The sequence below is a fragment of the Flavicella marina genome (assembly GCF_009193215.1).
GTDB lineage: Bacteria > Bacteroidota > Bacteroidia > Flavobacteriales > Flavobacteriaceae > Flavicella > Flavicella marina.
The window spans coordinates 191,306-208,255 of the sequence record NZ_VYVA01000003.1; the positions used below are offsets into that span (position 1 = coordinate 191,306).

General features: G+C 33.7%; 16 protein-coding genes. All 16 read left to right on the top strand.

What is annotated here, in order from left to right; translation table 11 throughout:
* The 16 genes from F6P99_RS07805 (at position 1) to F6P99_RS07880 (ending at position 16,879) form a co-directional block, all read left to right on the top strand.
* Entirely contained in the window at positions 1–939 is a 939-nt protein-coding gene (locus F6P99_RS07805) for a hypothetical protein (RefSeq protein ID WP_152286910.1), read from the top strand.
* A 503-nt stretch (positions 940–1,442) separates the two neighbouring features.
* Positions 1,443–2,288 carry a hypothetical protein gene (locus tag F6P99_RS07810; RefSeq protein ID WP_193316031.1) on the top strand — a complete coding sequence of 282 codons (846 nt, stop codon included), beginning with the start codon at positions 1,443–1,445 and terminating at the stop codon, positions 2,286–2,288.
* Positions 2,289–2,294: 6 nt separating this feature from the next.
* Positions 2,295–3,512, top strand: coding sequence for a glycosyltransferase (locus F6P99_RS07815; RefSeq protein ID WP_152286912.1), 1,218 nt, complete (start codon positions 2,295–2,297; stop codon positions 3,510–3,512).
* Positions 3,509–4,276 carry a glycosyltransferase family 2 protein gene (locus tag F6P99_RS07820; protein WP_152286913.1) on the top strand — a complete coding sequence of 256 codons (768 nt, stop codon included), beginning with the start codon at positions 3,509–3,511 and terminating at the stop codon, positions 4,274–4,276. The genes F6P99_RS07815 and F6P99_RS07820 overlap by 4 nt, the downstream gene beginning before the upstream one ends.
* A gap of 81 nt (positions 4,277–4,357) precedes the next feature.
* The gene (gene rfbC / locus F6P99_RS07825) at positions 4,358–4,936 is read left to right on the top strand and encodes a dTDP-4-dehydrorhamnose 3,5-epimerase (protein ID WP_152286914.1); all 579 of its coding nucleotides are present in this window, start codon (positions 4,358–4,360) and stop codon (positions 4,934–4,936) included.
* Positions 4,937–5,806, top strand: coding sequence for a dTDP-4-dehydrorhamnose reductase (gene rfbD, locus F6P99_RS07830; protein WP_152286915.1), 870 nt, complete (start codon positions 4,937–4,939; stop codon positions 5,804–5,806). It begins immediately after the preceding gene.
* A 22-nt stretch (positions 5,807–5,828) separates the two neighbouring features.
* Positions 5,829–6,881, top strand: coding sequence for a dTDP-glucose 4,6-dehydratase (gene rfbB, locus F6P99_RS07835; RefSeq protein ID WP_152286916.1), 1,053 nt, complete (start codon positions 5,829–5,831; stop codon positions 6,879–6,881).
* Between the two features lie 10 nt (positions 6,882–6,891).
* Positions 6,892–7,764, top strand: a complete 873-nt coding sequence (gene rfbA, locus F6P99_RS07840; RefSeq protein WP_152286917.1) for a glucose-1-phosphate thymidylyltransferase RfbA — start codon at positions 6,892–6,894, stop codon at positions 7,762–7,764.
* 117 nt (positions 7,765–7,881) lie between these two features.
* Positions 7,882–9,273: an undecaprenyl-phosphate glucose phosphotransferase gene (locus tag F6P99_RS07845; RefSeq protein ID WP_152286918.1), complete on the top strand. Its 1,392-nt coding sequence runs from the start codon at positions 7,882–7,884 to the stop codon at positions 9,271–9,273.
* 116 nt (positions 9,274–9,389) lie between these two features.
* Positions 9,390–10,367 (top strand): Gfo/Idh/MocA family protein, encoded by a 978-nt coding sequence (locus tag F6P99_RS07850; protein ID WP_152286919.1) that lies wholly within the window; start codon positions 9,390–9,392, stop codon positions 10,365–10,367.
* On the top strand, positions 10,367–11,476 hold the full coding sequence (gene wecB / locus F6P99_RS07855; protein ID WP_152286920.1) for a non-hydrolyzing UDP-N-acetylglucosamine 2-epimerase: 1,110 nt from the start codon (positions 10,367–10,369) through the stop codon (positions 11,474–11,476). Before F6P99_RS07850 ends, wecB begins: the two co-directional genes overlap by 1 nt.
* Positions 11,477–11,534: 58 nt before the next feature.
* Positions 11,535–11,966 carry an adenylyltransferase/cytidyltransferase family protein gene (locus tag F6P99_RS07860; RefSeq protein ID WP_152286921.1) on the top strand — a complete coding sequence of 144 codons (432 nt, stop codon included), beginning with the start codon at positions 11,535–11,537 and terminating at the stop codon, positions 11,964–11,966.
* Position 11,967: 1 nt separating this feature from the next.
* A complete protein-coding gene (locus F6P99_RS07865) occupies positions 11,968–13,293 on the top strand; it encodes a UDP-glucose dehydrogenase family protein (RefSeq protein ID WP_152286922.1) in 1,326 nt (441 codons plus the stop codon).
* Positions 13,294–14,313 (top strand): NAD-dependent epimerase, encoded by a 1,020-nt coding sequence (locus F6P99_RS07870; RefSeq protein ID WP_152286923.1) that lies wholly within the window; start codon positions 13,294–13,296, stop codon positions 14,311–14,313.
* Positions 14,314–15,306, top strand: coding sequence for an SDR family oxidoreductase (locus tag F6P99_RS07875; RefSeq protein WP_152286924.1), 993 nt, complete (start codon positions 14,314–14,316; stop codon positions 15,304–15,306). It abuts the gene before it with no gap.
* 301 nt (positions 15,307–15,607) lie between these two features.
* The gene (locus F6P99_RS07880) at positions 15,608–16,879 is read left to right on the top strand and encodes a nucleotide sugar dehydrogenase (protein WP_152286925.1); all 1,272 of its coding nucleotides are present in this window, start codon (positions 15,608–15,610) and stop codon (positions 16,877–16,879) included.
* Positions 16,880–16,950 lie beyond the last annotated feature (71 nt).

Genomic DNA, 16,950 nt, shown 5'->3' on the forward strand with positions numbered 1-16,950 from the left:
ATGGAAGTTAAGAGTAAGTCTGCATATATTATCTCAAAGCCTTTGCAATATATTAATGCAACGAATATCATTGATGATTGCTACAAAGATTGCTATATAATTGATTCTTTTTCCGATTCATTTTCTTTTTATAATCATATAAAATCAAAATCTAGCATATGGTCAAATGTATTATTTAGGAAGAATAGATATTTTGCATTGTTTACGGTTATAAAGAGACAGAAAAGTTACGTGAAACTTTTTTTAGACTCGGATTTTGGTATTCTATACTATATAATGTTTTGGTTTTTAACTAAGAGAATTAAGATATATACTTATGAAGAGGGTTACGGATCGTATAGGTACATTAATGACCGATCTTCAATAGTTTCCGAAATTAAATATTTTATTTATTCAAAATTAGGTTGTGAAAATTGGATCGGAGGAAATTATTTTACCCAAGGAGCGTATTTATATTATCCTAGTCTTTTTAAAGAGTTAATTGATGTGCCTGAAAATTACCAGGTTTTAACGTTTAGACAGACTTTTCAGAGACATATGCAAGAATTAACCGATATCAAGTTTTTGATGAGTTTTAATAATTTCGATTTTTCTCAAGAGCGAGTGTTATTATATCTTACATCTCATAAGATAAACAATAAAATTAATGAGGTCATCAAACAATATCCTAAATATATTAAGATAATAAAGCCTCATCCACATATAGATGAACAAGATAATATGTTTGATGTTTTTGATATTAAAATAAAAAGTTGTATTCCGGCTGAAATTGTTATTAACGAGTTGTTAAATAATGGGAAGAAACTTTTAATTATTCATGAAAATAGTTCCTCTTTATTGTCTTTTACATCAACGGACATTCAGGAAATAAATATTGCAAATCCTATATCAAATGTATACGAATCCTTGATTGGTTTAATTAGAAAATCTTATAAATGAAAATAACTTTTGGTTTCATTTTAGGGTTGTTAACATTTGGTTTATCCTTGTATGCAATTCTTTTAGATGTTAAGATATATAACTGGTATATAGCGGTTCATTTAATTATTATTGGAGTAAGTTCATTTTCACTTTTTGCCTATGATAATCGACCTTTCTCTCTTTTCAAAATGTATCATATTTTTAATTTATTTTTTATTGGTATTGCACCTGTTTTACAATATTTGGAACATTCCAGGTTTGTTGGCGAACCGGAAATACCATATAGATATAAACTTATCACTTCTATTGTTTTTTTGATAAGTACGTTAATTTATAATTCTCTTTACTATTATGTAGATAATAGATTTTCAATTAGATATATATCATTTATTAACCGTAGGTTTAAGACTACAAATTTCGTTAACAATTATTTTTCGATTTTTACGCAAATAACGATGTTTTTGCTCTCAGTTCTATGTTTTTATATGATTTTTATGGTTAATAAATTCAATTTGTTTAGCATGTTGTTTAGGGGTGGTGTATTTACGGATAAAATTGAAGTTGCAAAATCATTATCTCTTTTAATAGATAAATTTTTTAGACCATTATCATTAGTTCTTTTTGTTATTTCTTGTATGTATAATCGAAAGTCCTGGGTTTTTAATGTTGTTCTTTTTATACTTTTTTTTGTTACTGCTTTTCCTTTGGGGTTAGGAAGGAATGCTGCGGCAGGTTTTTATTTACCCTTACTTCTCTTATTTGTACCGATATTTAAAAGGAAGCATTTTTTCGCTGCAATGATGATTTTTGGTTTACTTGTTGTTTTTCCATTTTTAGATTCTTTTAGAAATTTTGGAAATAATACAGAGGTTGAGTTAGGTTTGAATTTTGAGATGTTTACGGATCTACATTTCGATGCTTATATAACTTTGTCAAGAGTTATTTATCACGATATAATAACTTATGGTTACCAATTACTTGGAGTTTTTCTTTTTTTCGTGCCGAGATCTATTTGGCCATCGAAACCTTTAAGTAGTGGCCAGTTTCATGCGCAAGAATTAGGATTAACCTATGATAATTTGGCGTGTACCTATTTGGCTGAAGGTTATATTAATTTTGGGTATTTTGGTGTATTATTTTTTATTCTTTTTTTAGGGTATTTTACTGCAGTAATTGATAAGTTTTATTGGATTCATGAATCCGAAAAATCTTATTTCAATGTGTTGTATATGTTGGTTTTAGGTATGTTTTTGTTTGTTTTAAGAGGAGATTTAATGAATGGATATGCTTATACTTTTGGATTGATTTTCACAAGTATCTTTGCTTATAAATTAGTAGTTTTTGTGTCTAAAATTAAAGTCCAATAATTTTTAATGAAAATATTACAAATAAATACGTTTATTAACTCAAGATCTACAGGAAAGATAGCAGAAGATATAGGAAAACTTGTTTTGAGTAAGGGATGGGAAAGTTTTTATGCTTTCGGAAGAGATCCAAGACCTAGTGTTTCGAAAGCTATAAAAATTGGAAATATTATTGATGTTTTTTACCACGGAATTCAATCTTTCCTATTTGATAAACATGGCTTTGGTTCTAAATCTGCCACCAAAAGATTTATTAAAAAAGTTAAAAAAATTGATCCTGATATTATACATATACATAATATTCATGGTTATTATTTGAATATTGAATTGTTTTTTAATTATTTGAAAGCTTCTAATAAGCCAGTAGTCTGGACCTTACATGATTGTTGGTCTTATACTGGACACTGTGCTTACTATAGCTATATAAATTGTAAAAAATGGGAAACTGAATGTAACAATTGCCCGCAATTAGATAATTACCCTAGAAGTTTTTTTAAAGATAACTCGAAAGATAATTTTTATAAAAAAAACGAATTATTCAATTCATTGGAAAATCTGACAATTGTACCAGTATCAAAATGGTTGAAGAAAGAATTGCAATATTCGTATCTGAAAAACCACATTATAAAAATGATTCACAACGGAATTGACTTAAAGTCTTTTTATATAAGAAATGAATGTAAAGTGTTCGATAGGTTCAAGATTTCTTCTAAGTTTGTAATATTAGGTGTTGCAAATGTTTGGGAGAAAAGAAAAGGACTCGAAGATTTTATTGAATTATCAAAGAAATTACTCGAGGATGAAGTTATATTTTTAGTTGGATTAAATGATAAACAATTAAAAAAAATACCAAATAATATAATAGGAATCTCTAATACCAAAAACATTGATGAATTATCCGAAATATACAGTAATGCGGATGTATTGTTCAATCCTACTTGGGAGGATAATTTTCCAACCATAAATCTTGAGGCTCTGGCAAGTGGTACACCTGTTGTTACATATAGAACCGGTGGGAGTGTCGAGTCGATAGATGATAAAACAGGATTTGTGATAGAACAAGGTGATATTTTAGCCGCAGTTGATAAGATTAGACACATAAAACAAGTGTCAAAATCGGAATATACTCATCATTGTAGGGTAAAGGCAGAAAAATATTATAATAAAGACATCGTTTTCAAGGAGTACATCAGAATTTATGAAGATTTGGTTAAAATAAAACAATGAAAATATCTGTTATTACAATAGTTTACAATAATCGTGACTGTATTTCAAGTTGTATTGAATCAGTGTTGAATCAATCTTATTCAAATGTAGAACACATTGTCATAGATGGTGGGTCAACCGATGGAACTCAAAAAATAATTGAGCCATACATAGCTAAATTAGGATATTACAAATCAGAGAAAGACAACGGTTTGTACAATGCTTTGAATAAAGGGATCAAGCTAGCAACAGGTGATGTGATTGGTATTTTACATTCAGATGATTTTTATTTTGATGAAGACGTACTTGAAAATGTTGTTCATTCTTTCAAAAACACCTCTGCTGATTTGATTTATGGCAACGGAATGTATGTTGCTGAAAACGATGTAAATAATGTAAAGCGAGTTTATAAAGCAAAACCTTTTAAAAAACGATACCTTGGTTTTGGTTGGATTCCTTTACATACAACCATATATGTCAAAAAGAATGTTTTTCAAGAATATGGATTTTATAATGAAGATTATTCCATCGCGAGTGATTATGATATTTCTTTGCGTTGGTTTACAAATATGAAGATAGAAAAAGTATTTTTAAACAAATACTTGGTTAAAATGAGGTTGGGGGGAAAGAGTACCACCGCAAATCTTCAGAAGCTAAAATCTTCAGAAGACTTTGCGATAATAAATGAATTTAAGTTGTTCGGTTGGTTTACACTTTTTTTCAAAATATTTAGAAAAATCCCTCAATATATAATTCCTCGAATTCGTAACTATGAAGCAGAGTGATTGTTTTCAGTTCAAACCAATAGATTACCTATATATTTTGGTACTTTTGTAAGCTCAAATGTAAGCTCAAATGAATAATTAATGAAAGTAACAAAAACAAAAATTCCAGATGTGCTGGTATTTGAACCAAAAGTATTCGGTGATGATAGAGGCTATTTTATGGAAACGTTTCGTTTAGACGAAATAAAAAAACACATTGGTGATGTAAACTTTGTACAAGATAATGAGTCTTTTTCAGAGTATGGAGTTTTACGAGGGTTGCACTTTCAAAGACCTCCTTTTACACAAAGCAAATTGGTTCGAGTAATGCAAGGTGAGGTGTTAGATGTAGCAGTAGATATTAGAATAGGTTCACCTACTTATGGTGAGCATGTAGCGGTTTTGCTAACAGGTGAGAACAAGAAGCAATTATGGGTGCCACAAGGATTTGCACATGGTTTTTCTGTGTTGAGTGAAACAGCTCAGTTTGCCTACAAATGTGATAATTATTACAGTCCAACGCACGATGGTGGAATTAGTTGGGATGATCCGAAATTGAATATCGATTGGAAACTCCCTTCCGATGCAGTTCGATTGTCAGAGAAAGATAAAAGTCAAGCAGCTCTGGAAGAAATCACTACCTTTACTTTTGAAGCGTTTAAACAAGAAAAAGTGTATTAAATGAATATATTAGTAACCGGAGCTAGTGGGCAGTTGGGAAATGAACTTAGAGAGAGAAGTAATCTTTATAAAACGTGGAACTTTTATTTTACCGATACCGCTGAGTTAGATATTAAAGATCTCTCAAAAGTGGAAGAGTTTGTTGCTGCGAATAGCATTGAAACTATTATCAATTGCGCGGCATATACCGCGGTTGATTTGGCGGAGACCAATAAAGATCTTTGTTATGCTGTAAATGTTACTGGTGCAAAAAATTTAGCCATTGTAGCAGCAAATAAAAAAATACAATTGATTCATACATCGACAGATTTTGTTTTTAATGGTGTTCATCACCTACCTTATAAAGAAGAAGACGTTGCAAACCCATTGAGTGTTTACGGAAGTACAAAACTTGCAGGTGAGAATGAAGTATTGGCTATTTGTCCTAATAGTATTATTGTTAGAACGGCTTGGTTGTATAGCGCATATGGAGCAAATTTTGTAAAAACCATGCAGCGTTTGGGTAGAGATCGAGATGCATTAAATGTAATTTTTGATCAAGTAGGTACTCCAACTTGGGCAGGTGATTTAGCCAATGCAATATTGCAAATTGTTGCAACGAAAAAAACGGGTTCCGAGCAGAGAGGGATTTATCATTATTCGAATGAAGGTGTAGCTTCTTGGTATGACTTTGCTGTTGAGATTATGCAATTGTCAGAAATTGATTGTAAGGTGTATCCAATAGAAACAAAAGAGTATCCTACTCCCGCTCCAAGACCAGCGTATAGCGTGTTGAATAAGGCGAAAATAAAAAGCGATTTTAAGCTAGATATTCCACATTGGAAAGAGAGTTTGAAAAAATGTATTTTAGCAATCCAAAACGAACAATAGGTTCGCAATAATAGAAGAAGAAATGAAAACAATTGCAATCACAGGAGGTGCCGGTTTTATTGGGTCTCATGTAGTAAGATTATTTGTAAATAAATATCCAGATTATAAAATCGTTAATATTGATGCATTGACTTATGCAGGTAATTTAGCAAATCTTAAAGATTTGGAAGGTGCTGCGAATTACGAATTTGTAAAAGCAGATATCGTTAACGCAGAAGAAATGTTTCAGGTTTTTGATAAATATCAATTTGATGGTGTCATTCATTTAGCCGCTGAATCACATGTAGATCGTTCTATTAGCAATCCTACCGAATTTGTATTGACCAATGTAATTGGTACGGTGAACTTATTAAATGCAGCAAAGAAAATATGGGCAGATAATTTTGAGAATAAATTATTCTATCATGTTTCTACAGACGAAGTATATGGCTCGCTAGGAGAAGAAGGAATGTTTACAGAAGAAACAAAATACGATCCGCACAGTCCATATTCTGCTTCAAAAGCAAGTTCTGATCATTTTGTGCGTGCTTATTTTGATACCTACGGATTGCCTACGTTGATTTCGAATTGTTCAAACAATTACGGCTCGTATCAATTTCCAGAAAAACTAATTCCACTGTTTATCAATAATATCAAAAAGAATTTACCCTTGCCTGTTTATGGTAAAGGAGAAAATATTCGTGATTGGTTGTGGGTAGAAGACCATGCAAGAGCAATTGATGAAATCTTTCATAAAGGAGCTCTTGGGAGTACTTATAATATTGGAGGTCATAATGAATGGACAAACATTGACTTGATAAAAGTGATGTGTAAAATTCTAGATGAAAAGTTGAACCGAAAGACAGGAACATCAGAGAAGTTAATCACTTATGTGAAAGATAGAGCTGGGCACGATTTACGCTATGCTATTGATGCTACAAAACTGCAAAACGAATTGGATTGGGTGCCAAGTTTGCAGTTTGAAGAGGGTCTAGAAAAAACGATCGATTGGTATTTAGAAAATGAAGCTTGGTTAGAAAATATCATCAGTGGTGATTACCAAGAATATTACGAAAAACAATACGAACAACGCTAAATAAATTAGAATGAAAGGAATTGTATTAGCAGGTGGTTCGGGTACACGTTTGTATCCAATTACAAAGGGAATATCAAAACAGCTATTGCCGATTTTTGATAAGCCAATGATTTATTATCCTATCAGTACATTAATGTTGGCTGGTATCAAGGATATTTTAATCATTTCAACACCTCAAGATACACCCTTGTTTGAAAATTTATTAGGAGATGGCTCTCAATGGGGCATTCAATTGTCTTACAAGGTACAGCCTTCACCAGATGGATTGGCGCAGGCATTCATTATTGGTGAAGAATTTATTGGTGATGATGATGTTTGTTTGGTGTTAGGAGATAATATTTTTTATGGTCAAGGTTTTTCTGCTCAGTTAGGAGATGCAGTTGCAACTGTAGAAACAGAAAAAAAAGCTTGTATTTTTGGTTATTATGTAACGGATGCAGAACGATATGGCGTGGCAGAGTTTGATACTGACGGCAATGTAGTCAGTATTGAAGAGAAACCTGAAAATCCAAAGTCAGATTACGCAGTAGTAGGACTTTATTTTTATCCAAACTCTGTGGTTGAGATAGCAAAAAACACCAAGCCAAGTGCAAGAGGTGAGTTAGAAATAACTTCTGTAAATCAAACCTATCTAGATCAAGAAGAATTAAAAATGAGTTTGTTGGGTAGAGGTTTTTCGTGGTTAGATACCGGTACGCATCAGTCACTATTAGAAGCTTCAAACTATATTGAAACTATTCAAAACAGACAAGGGTTGATGGTTTCTTGTTTAGAAGAAATTGCTTGGCGTAAAGGATGGATTTCTGATGAAACATTGAATAAGATAGGTGTATCACTCGAAAAAAATCATTATGGAAAGTATTTGCTTAGATTGCTAAAATAACCATCACAACAAACAGAATAAAAGACACAAAATTATTTTTTGTGTCTTTTTTTTTTACTTTTGTCAGAACGCATGAATATTGCTCATTTGCAGTAATTTTTCTGTTAAAAATCAAATATGCTACAAGGAAAATCTAAATATGTACCGATATTATCTGCAACTGTAGATACGCTTTTGATGATTTTGGCTTTTGTGGTTGCGAAACAGTATGTTTTTGAAGGTGTGGTTCCTGAGAAAAATTTTTACAGGATAGCCGGAGTAGGTTGTATACTTCTCTGGATAATTATAGCCGTGAAAATGGAGTTATACGAGTTGCCGAGAATTTTATTTATTCATAAAATTCTATCGAAAAATGTTCTGGCAGTAGTAATCTATACTTTTTTAAGTGGCGGTTTGATATTCTTTATTACAGACTATAAATATTCTAGAACCTTTTTTGGAGCAACGATCATAACATTCTTGGTGTTTGTTTTGGTTTGGAGAATTATTTCGATTTTCTTTTTGAAGAGGTACCGAAGAAGTGGGTATAATTATCGAAAAATATTACTGGTAGGTTATAATGCGAATGTCAGAAGCTTGATTGATGGTGTGTATCTAAATCCAAACTATGGATATAAAATAGAGGGTTTATTCACCAACGTTCCCAAAGAGAAAGCTATAGAAGCTTATTATCTTGGAAACTTAACGCAAATTTTCCCCTATTTAGAGGCAAATTATATTGATGAAGTTATGATTTCTATAGATCACGAAGATCGTGAGCTGATCAATGAGTTGTTAGAATATGCAGATAATAACATGATCCGCGTTAAAATTATTCCAGAATTTTCAGAATATTTATTCCAAAGCTTTTCTATAGAATATACCGAGAATGTGCCAATACTTCAAATGAGAAGAGAGCCTTTGCAGAGTTTGACTAATAGAATTTTTAAACGCGCTTTCGATGTTGTTTTTGCTGTTGCAAGTATTCTTTTTGTTTTTTCTTGGTTGTTTCCTATCCTAGCATTAATCATTAAGTCAACAAGTAAAGGTCCTGTGTTTTTTGTGCAAGAACGAACAGGTAAAGAAGGAAAGTCTTTTAAGTGTTTCAAGTTTAGGTCGATGGTGGTAAATGAAAAATCAGACGATGTACAAGCGACTCGTAACGATGCTAGAGTTACTCCTTTCGGTCAATTTATGCGTAAAACTAGCATTGATGAATTACCTCAGATATTTAATGTTTTATTGAATCAGATGTCGCTCGTTGGTCCTAGGCCTCATATGTTGAAGCATACAGATGAATACCGACTTTTGGTAGATAAGTTTATGGTACGTCATTTTGCAAAGCCTGGAGTGACAGGTTGGGCCCAAATCAATGGTTTTCGAGGAGAAACGAAAACTGTAAAAGATATGGAAGATAGAGCTAAAGCAGATATTTGGTATATAGAAAATTGGAGCTTTTTGCTAGATGTAAAGATTGTATTCACAACAATGCTGCACATGTTTTATAAAAAGGATAAAAATGCTTTTTAAGTAGCTTTGGAGCTTTTTTTAATGAAAATCTTATTGAGTTTTTTTGTTCTTTTTGGTGTAAAAAATGTACTTTTAACAACCTAAAGAAGAATACAAATTTCTCTAATTTTTAGGATATGAGTAAGAATTTTGCGCTGATGGGTGCGGCAGGTTATATAGCACCTAGACATCTAAAAGCTATTCAAGATGTTGGTGGAGACTTGATGGCTGCATTAGATAAAAACGATAGTGTTGGAATATTAGATAGTTATTTCCCAAACACCTCTTTTTTCGTGGAATTTGAGCGTTTTGATCGCCATATAGAAAAGCAGAAGAGAGAGCATAACAAACAGCTTGATTATGTAAGTATTTGTACACCGAATTATTTACATGATGCACATATCAGAATGGCGCTTCGAGCAGGGGCAAATGCCATTTGTGAAAAACCATTGGTGTTAAATCCTTGGAATTTAGATGCTTTGTTAGCTATTGAAAAAGAAACAGGAAAAAAGGTGTATACCATTTTGCAACTACGTTTGCACCAGAGTATCATTGATCTCAAACAAAAGATAGCTTCAGGTCCAAAAGACAAAATCTATGATGTAGATTTAACTTATCTAACGTCACGTGGAAACTGGTATTTCACTTCTTGGAAAGGAGATGTGGAAAAATCTGGTGGAATCGCTTCAAACATCGGAGTCCATTTTTACGATATGTTATCATGGGTTTTTGGTAAGGTAAAAACGAACAAGGTACATGTACATACACATGATAGAGCTGCAGGGTATTTAGAGTTTGAACAGGCAAGAGTCAAATGGTTTTTGTCAATCGACTACGATGCGCTCCCTGAAGAAATTAAAGAGAAAGGACAAAGAACGTACCGTTCAATTACGGTAGAAGGACGAGAGATTGAGTTCAGTGGAGGTTTTACAGAACTACACACTACAAGCTATCAAGATATTTTAAATGGTAATGGATTCGGTTTAGAAGATGCACGTCAGTCAATTGATATTGTACAAACTATTAGAAATGCTGAATTGAGTGTATTAGAAGATGGTAAATTTCATCCTTTTGCCAAGTTGCCAAAGACAAAACATCCTTTTAAGAGAGTCTAATGAAATTAACAATTGTTGCAGGAGCAAGACCGAATTTTGTAAAAATAGCCCCTATCATTGCGGCAATTGAAGCAGAAAAATTAACAGGAAAAGATATCATGTATCGTTTGGTTCATACAGGACAACATTATGATGCAAAAATGAGTGCCTCTTTTTTTGAACAATTGAATATTCCGAATCCAGATGTGAATTTAGGTTGTACAGGCGCGACACAATCAGAACAAGTAGCCTCCATATTGATTGCATTTGAAAAAGAATTGCTAGAGCATCCTACAGATTTAGTTTTGGTAGTAGGCGATGTGAATTCTACGATGGCGTGTACTATAGTTGCTAAAAAGTTGCAAATTAAGGTGGCGCATGTTGAAGCAGGAATTCGTTCTTATGATTGGTCGATGCCTGAAGAAATCAATAGAGTAATTACGGATAGGATTGCCGACTATTTTTTTACAACCACTCCATTGGCTTCTGAAAACTTGATGAAAGAAGGAGTTGCTAATGAAAAAGTTTTTTTTGTTGGGAATGTCATGGTTGATACCTTGCTACAAAATAAAAAAAGGTTTTTACAACCAGAAGTGTTTGCGCAAAAAAAATTAGAGCAAAAAAAATATATGGTATTGACTTTGCACCGACCTGCGAATGTTGATGAAGAGAACAATATCAAAAATATTCTTGAAGAAATAGCGACTAACAGCAATGGATTGCCGATTGTTTTTCCTGTACATCCTCGGACTAAAAAACAGTTAGACAAACTTGGGGACTTTCCAGAGCATTTAATTATGATTCCTCCATTGAGTTATCTCGAGTTCAATTATTTGGTTGAGAATTCGTTTGCGGTGGTTACAGATTCTGGTGGAATCACAGAAGAGACTACCATGATGGGTATTCCTTGTATCACTTTGAGAGACAATACAGAAAGGCCAGAAACAATTACCTTAGGGACGAATGAGCTCATCGGAACGGCCCCTGAAAACATTCAACCCACCTTTCAGAAGTTGTTTGCTGGAAATTGGAAAAAAGGAACGGTTCCAGAATTGTGGGATGGTAAAACATCAGAGAGAATCGTAAACATTATATCTGAGCAATTTCAAGAGAAGAGAACGTTGTATTAACATATGCTAAAATAAAATAATGTATTTTTGCAATCCTAAAACTTAACTTGTTCAAAATATGAAAATTGGAATAACTTTTAGTGCATTTGACTTGTTGCATGCGGGTCATATAACAATGTTAGAAGATGCAAAAAGACAATGCGATTACCTAATTTGTGGTATTCAAACTGATCCAACCTTAGATCGACCAGAAAAAAACAAACCGGTACAATCTGTAGTGGAGCGTTATATTCAGTTGAAAGGCTGCAAATTTGTTGATGAAATTGTTCCTTATGCGACAGAACAAGATTTAGAAGATGTACTACGTGCTTTTAAAATTGATGTGCGTATCATCGGTGAAGAATATGCGAACAAAAAATTTACAGGTAGAGAGTACTGCGAAGAAAAAGGCATTCAATTGTATTTTAATAAAAGAGAACACCGTTTTTCAAGCAGTGGTTTACGTAAAGAAGTGCATGACAAAGAAAAATTGAAAGAGATAAATAAATAATATGAATATTACTGTTGTAGGCTCTGGTTATGTTGGCTTGGTTTCAGGAACCTGTTTTTCAGAAATGGGAAATCGAGTGACCTGTGTAGATATAGATCAGAAAAAAATTGAAAAATTAGAAAAAGGAATGCTTCCTATATACGAGCCAGGGTTAGAACCGATGGTTTTGAAAAATGTGGCGAATGGAAACCTTCAGTTTACAACGAGTTTATCGGATGCCATAAAAAACACTGCAATAGTGTTTATTGCTGTGGGTACTCCGATGGGAGATGATGGTTCTGCAGATTTACAATACGTTTTAGCGGTTGCAAAATCTATAGGTCAGACCATGCAAAAAAGATTGGTCGTAGTTGATAAATCTACGGTGCCAATCGGAACTGCAGACAAGGTAAAAGCAACAATTCAAACTGAATTGGATGCAAGAGGAGTTACCATAGATTTCGATGTTGTGTCGAATCCAGAGTTTTTGAAAGAGGGGGCTGCTATTGCAGATTTTATGAAACCTGATCGTGTTGTGATTGGTTCAGATAGTGAGTATGCCTTAAAAATAATGAAAGAATTGTACCATCCATTCTGCATGTCGAGAGATCGATTTATTGGAATGGATATTCGCTCTGCAGAAATGACAAAATATGCTGCGAATGCGATGCTGGCAACGAAAATTTCATTTATGAATGAAATAGCAAATATCTGTGAAAAAGTGGGTGCCGATGCCAATCAAGTTCGAATCGGGATAGGTTCTGATGCTCGTATCGGGTATAGTTTTATTTACCCAGGTGCAGGTTATGGAGGATCTTGTTTTCCGAAAGATGTAAAAGCATTAAAGAAAATCGCTGAAGAGCATGGTCATGAAGCGCAATTGATTGCTTCAGTTGAAAAAGTCAATAATGCACAAAAATTGGTCATTGCGAATAAGATAATTGATCGTTTTGGAGAAGATTTGTCAGGTAAAACATTTGGCTTATGGGGATTGGCTTTCAAACCTGGTACAGACGATATGCGTGAAGCACCTGCGATTTATATTGTTAAAGAATTGGTGAAACGTGGTGCCAAAATTCAAGCCTACGATCCGAAAGCGATAGAAGAAGCGCAAGAATGTTATTTGAAAGGTATTGAAAACATAAGTTATGTTTCTACTAAATATGATGTGTTGAAGAATGCTGATGCGTTAATTTTATTAACGGAATGGAAAGAGTTTCGTTCTCCTGATTTTGAAGAAATCAAAAGTCAACTAAATGCACCTATTATTTTCGATGGTAGAAATCAATACAATGTTTTTGATTTGAAGACCAAAGGTTTTGAATATTATCAAATAGGTAAAAAGTAGATGAAAATATTAGTTACAGGTGCAGCTGGTTTTATCGGTTTTCATTTGACGAAATCATTGTTGAGAAAAGGTCATAAGGTAGTTGGCTTAGATAATATCAACGATTATTACGATGTCGAATTAAAATACGAAAGGTTAACTCAGCTTGGAGTTGAAAGATCACAAGCTTTCGATTTTTTGCATACCTGTGATAGTGTATTAGATGAGAATTTTCGATTTATTCGAATGAATTTAGAAGATGGACAGGCACTGCCTGAACTTTTTAAAGAGCATTCATTTGATGTAGTTGTAAATTTAGCGGCTCAAGCCGGGGTGCGATATAGTATTGAGAACCCGAATGCCTATATTGATAGTAATATTTTGGGTTATATGAATGTGCTGGAATGTTGTCGTCAGTTCAAAATCAAGCATTTATTATATGCTAGTAGCTCTAGTGTGTATGGAGAAAATAAAAAAGTGCCTTTTCAAGTTGATGATAATGTAGATCATCCAATAAGTTTGTATGCTGCGACAAAAAAAAGCAACGAATTGATGGCACATACCTACAGTCATTTGTTTGGAATACCAACAACAGGATTACGTTTCTTTACAGTTTATGGCCCTTGGGGTAGGCCTGATATGGCAATTTATTTATTTGTTGATGCTATTTCAAACAACAAGCCTATCAAGGTCTTTAACAATGGAAATATGAGCCGAGATTTCACTTATATCGATGATATTGTCAAGGGTGTTGAATTGTTAATGGATAACCCTCCGAATAAAATTAAGGAGAAAGCTGCTTATAGAATATCAAATATAGGAAACGGAAAACCACAGTCATTGAGTTCTTTTATCGAAGCGATTGAGACTAGTTTTGGTAAAGAAGCAATGAAAGAATTTTTACCGATGCAAGCAGGTGATGTATCGCAAACTTGGGCTGATGTCTCTGAATTAGAGAAGCTGGGGTATTCTTCCAAAACGTCAATAAAAGAAGGAGTTGCAAATTTTGTAACTTGGTATAAAGATTATTACACAAAATAAATGTTTTCTGAAATCGAGTTATCAAATAAAAGGGTTGTTGTAACAGGCGGAGCTGGGTTTATCGGTTCAAACCTAATAGAGGTGTTGTTGTCTAAAAAGAATAAAGTTGTCTGTTTGGATAATTTTTCCACTGGGAAAAGAGAAAATCTGCTATCTTTTGAAACTAACACTGATTTTTTATTGATAGAAGGAGATATTCGAAACATAGAAGATTGTAAAAAGGCTTTAAAAGGTGCAGATTTTGTGTTGCATCAAGCCGCATTGGGTTCGGTTCCTCGATCTATCAAAGATCCTATAACTACGAATGATGTGAATGTTGGAGGTTTTTTAAATATGTTGATAGCTTCTAGAGATGCAGGAGTGAAGCGTTTTGTGTATGCAGCCAGTTCTTCTACTTATGGTGATTCCAAATCATTGCCAAAAGTTGAAGAAGTGATAGGGAAGCCTTTATCTCCTTATGCAATCACAAAATATGTAAATGAATTGTATGCCGATGTGTTTTTTAGAACCTATGGTTTTGAAACTATTGGACTAAGATATTTCAATGTGTTCGGTAGAAAACAAGATCCTAACGGTGCTTATGCAGCTGTGATCCCAAAATTTGTGGGGCAATTGATCAAACATGAGTCACCAGTAATAAATGGAGATGGTGAATATTCTAGAGATTTTACGTATATAGACAATGTAATTCAGATGAATTTATTGGCGTTGACTACTGAAAATGAAAATGCTGTGAATCAAGTGTACAATACTGCGTTTGGTGAAAGAGCCACTTTAAATGATTTAGTGAATTCGTTGAAAGTGAATTTAGGGGTATACGATTCAAAAATAAAAACAGTTGAGATCAAACATGGACCTAATAGAATTGGTGATATTCCACATTCGTTGGCGAGTATTGACAAAGCCAAAAGGCTATTGAATTACAATCCGAAATTTTCTTTACAAGATGGGTTAAAAGTGGCTGTAAAGTGGTATTGGGAAAATTTGAAATAAAAAATGGTGATAGAAATCTAGCTTTTATATTAAAAACTCTGAGGTTTACACCTTATTGGAAAACTGAGCTTGTCGAAGTCTCAAGAATATACAAGTTTAAGTACACTTCGACAGGTTCAGTGTACAGGAAAATATAATAGTTCACATACTCTGAGTGGATAGTGAGTTTGTTGAAGTTTTTGTACACTGAATGGAAAGTGAATTTGTCGAACTGCTTTTCGAAGCCTCCGCACACTGAGCTTGTCGAAGTGTAAGTAAATAATAAAAAGGTGTTTTGGCATCAAAGAGAAATAAGAAAAAAATGAAAATAGGAATCATTGGTTTAGGATATGTAGGGTTGCCATTAGCAAGGCTGTTTGCGACTAAATATCCGGTAGTGGGTTTTGATATCAATGAAGATCGAGTTGCCGAATTGATGTCTGGGAACGATTCTACACTTGAAGTAGATGATGCCACTTTACAAGCGGTTTTAAAAAATGAAGATTCTAGTGAATACGGATTGTATTGTTCGAATCAATTAGAGGCTATAAAAGAATGTAATGTGTTTATCGTGACGGTACCTACCCCAGTAGATAAAAATAATAGACCTGTGTTGACTCCTTTGATCAAAGCAAGTGAAACGGTTGGGGTAGTATTGAAAAAAGAAGATATCGTAGTGTACGAGTCAACGGTTTATCCAGGTGCTACAGAAGAAGAATGTATACCCGTTTTAGAGCGAGTATCTGGCTTGAAATTCAATGAAGATTTTTTTGCAGGCTATTCTCCAGAGAGGATCAATCCCGGAGATAAAGAACATACTGTTGAGAAAATTCTTAAAGTCACTTCGGGTTCAACACCTGAAATAGGTAAGAAAATAGATGACTTGTATAGATCAGTGATTACTGCAGGTACGCATATGGCACCGACCATAAAAGTGGCTGAAGCGGCAAAAGTAATAGAGAATTCCCAAAGAGATATCAATATCGCTTTCGTAAACGAATTGGCGAAAATATTTAATTTAATGGAAATCAATACCAGTGATGTGTTGGAAGCTGCAGGTACTAAATGGAATTTTTTACCCTTTAAGCCTGGTTTGGTAGGTGGGCACTGTATTGGTGTAGATCCTTATTATTTAGCGCAAAAAGCACAAGAATTTGGGTATCATCCAGAAATTATCTTGGCAGGTAGGCGCATGAATGATAGTATGGGAGAGTATGTTGCCTCTGAGGTAATCAAAACGATGATAGCTAAAAACATCAAAATAAATGGAGCCAAGATTTTAGTTTTGGGAATTACGTTTAAGGAGAATTGTCCGGATGTTAGAAACACCAAAGTGGTTGATGTTATTTCAGGTTTGAAAGAATACTCAACTGAGGTTACCGTGTATGATCCATGGGCAAATCCAACTGAGGTGAAAAGAGAATACGGTATTGACTCTTTACAAGTTGTGCCTCAAGATACGTTTGATGCGATTGTACTCTCAGTCGGGCATTCAGAATTCTTAACCGTAGATTTGAATGCTTTGAGAGTTGAAAATAGTATAGTTTACGATGTTAAAGGAGTTTTACAAACAGGAGTAGATAGAAGGCTATAATAGGCTAGTGAAGTTTAAATGATTTGGGAAGTAAATATTCGTTGAAAAAGCCTATTTTAGCCGAAAATTTG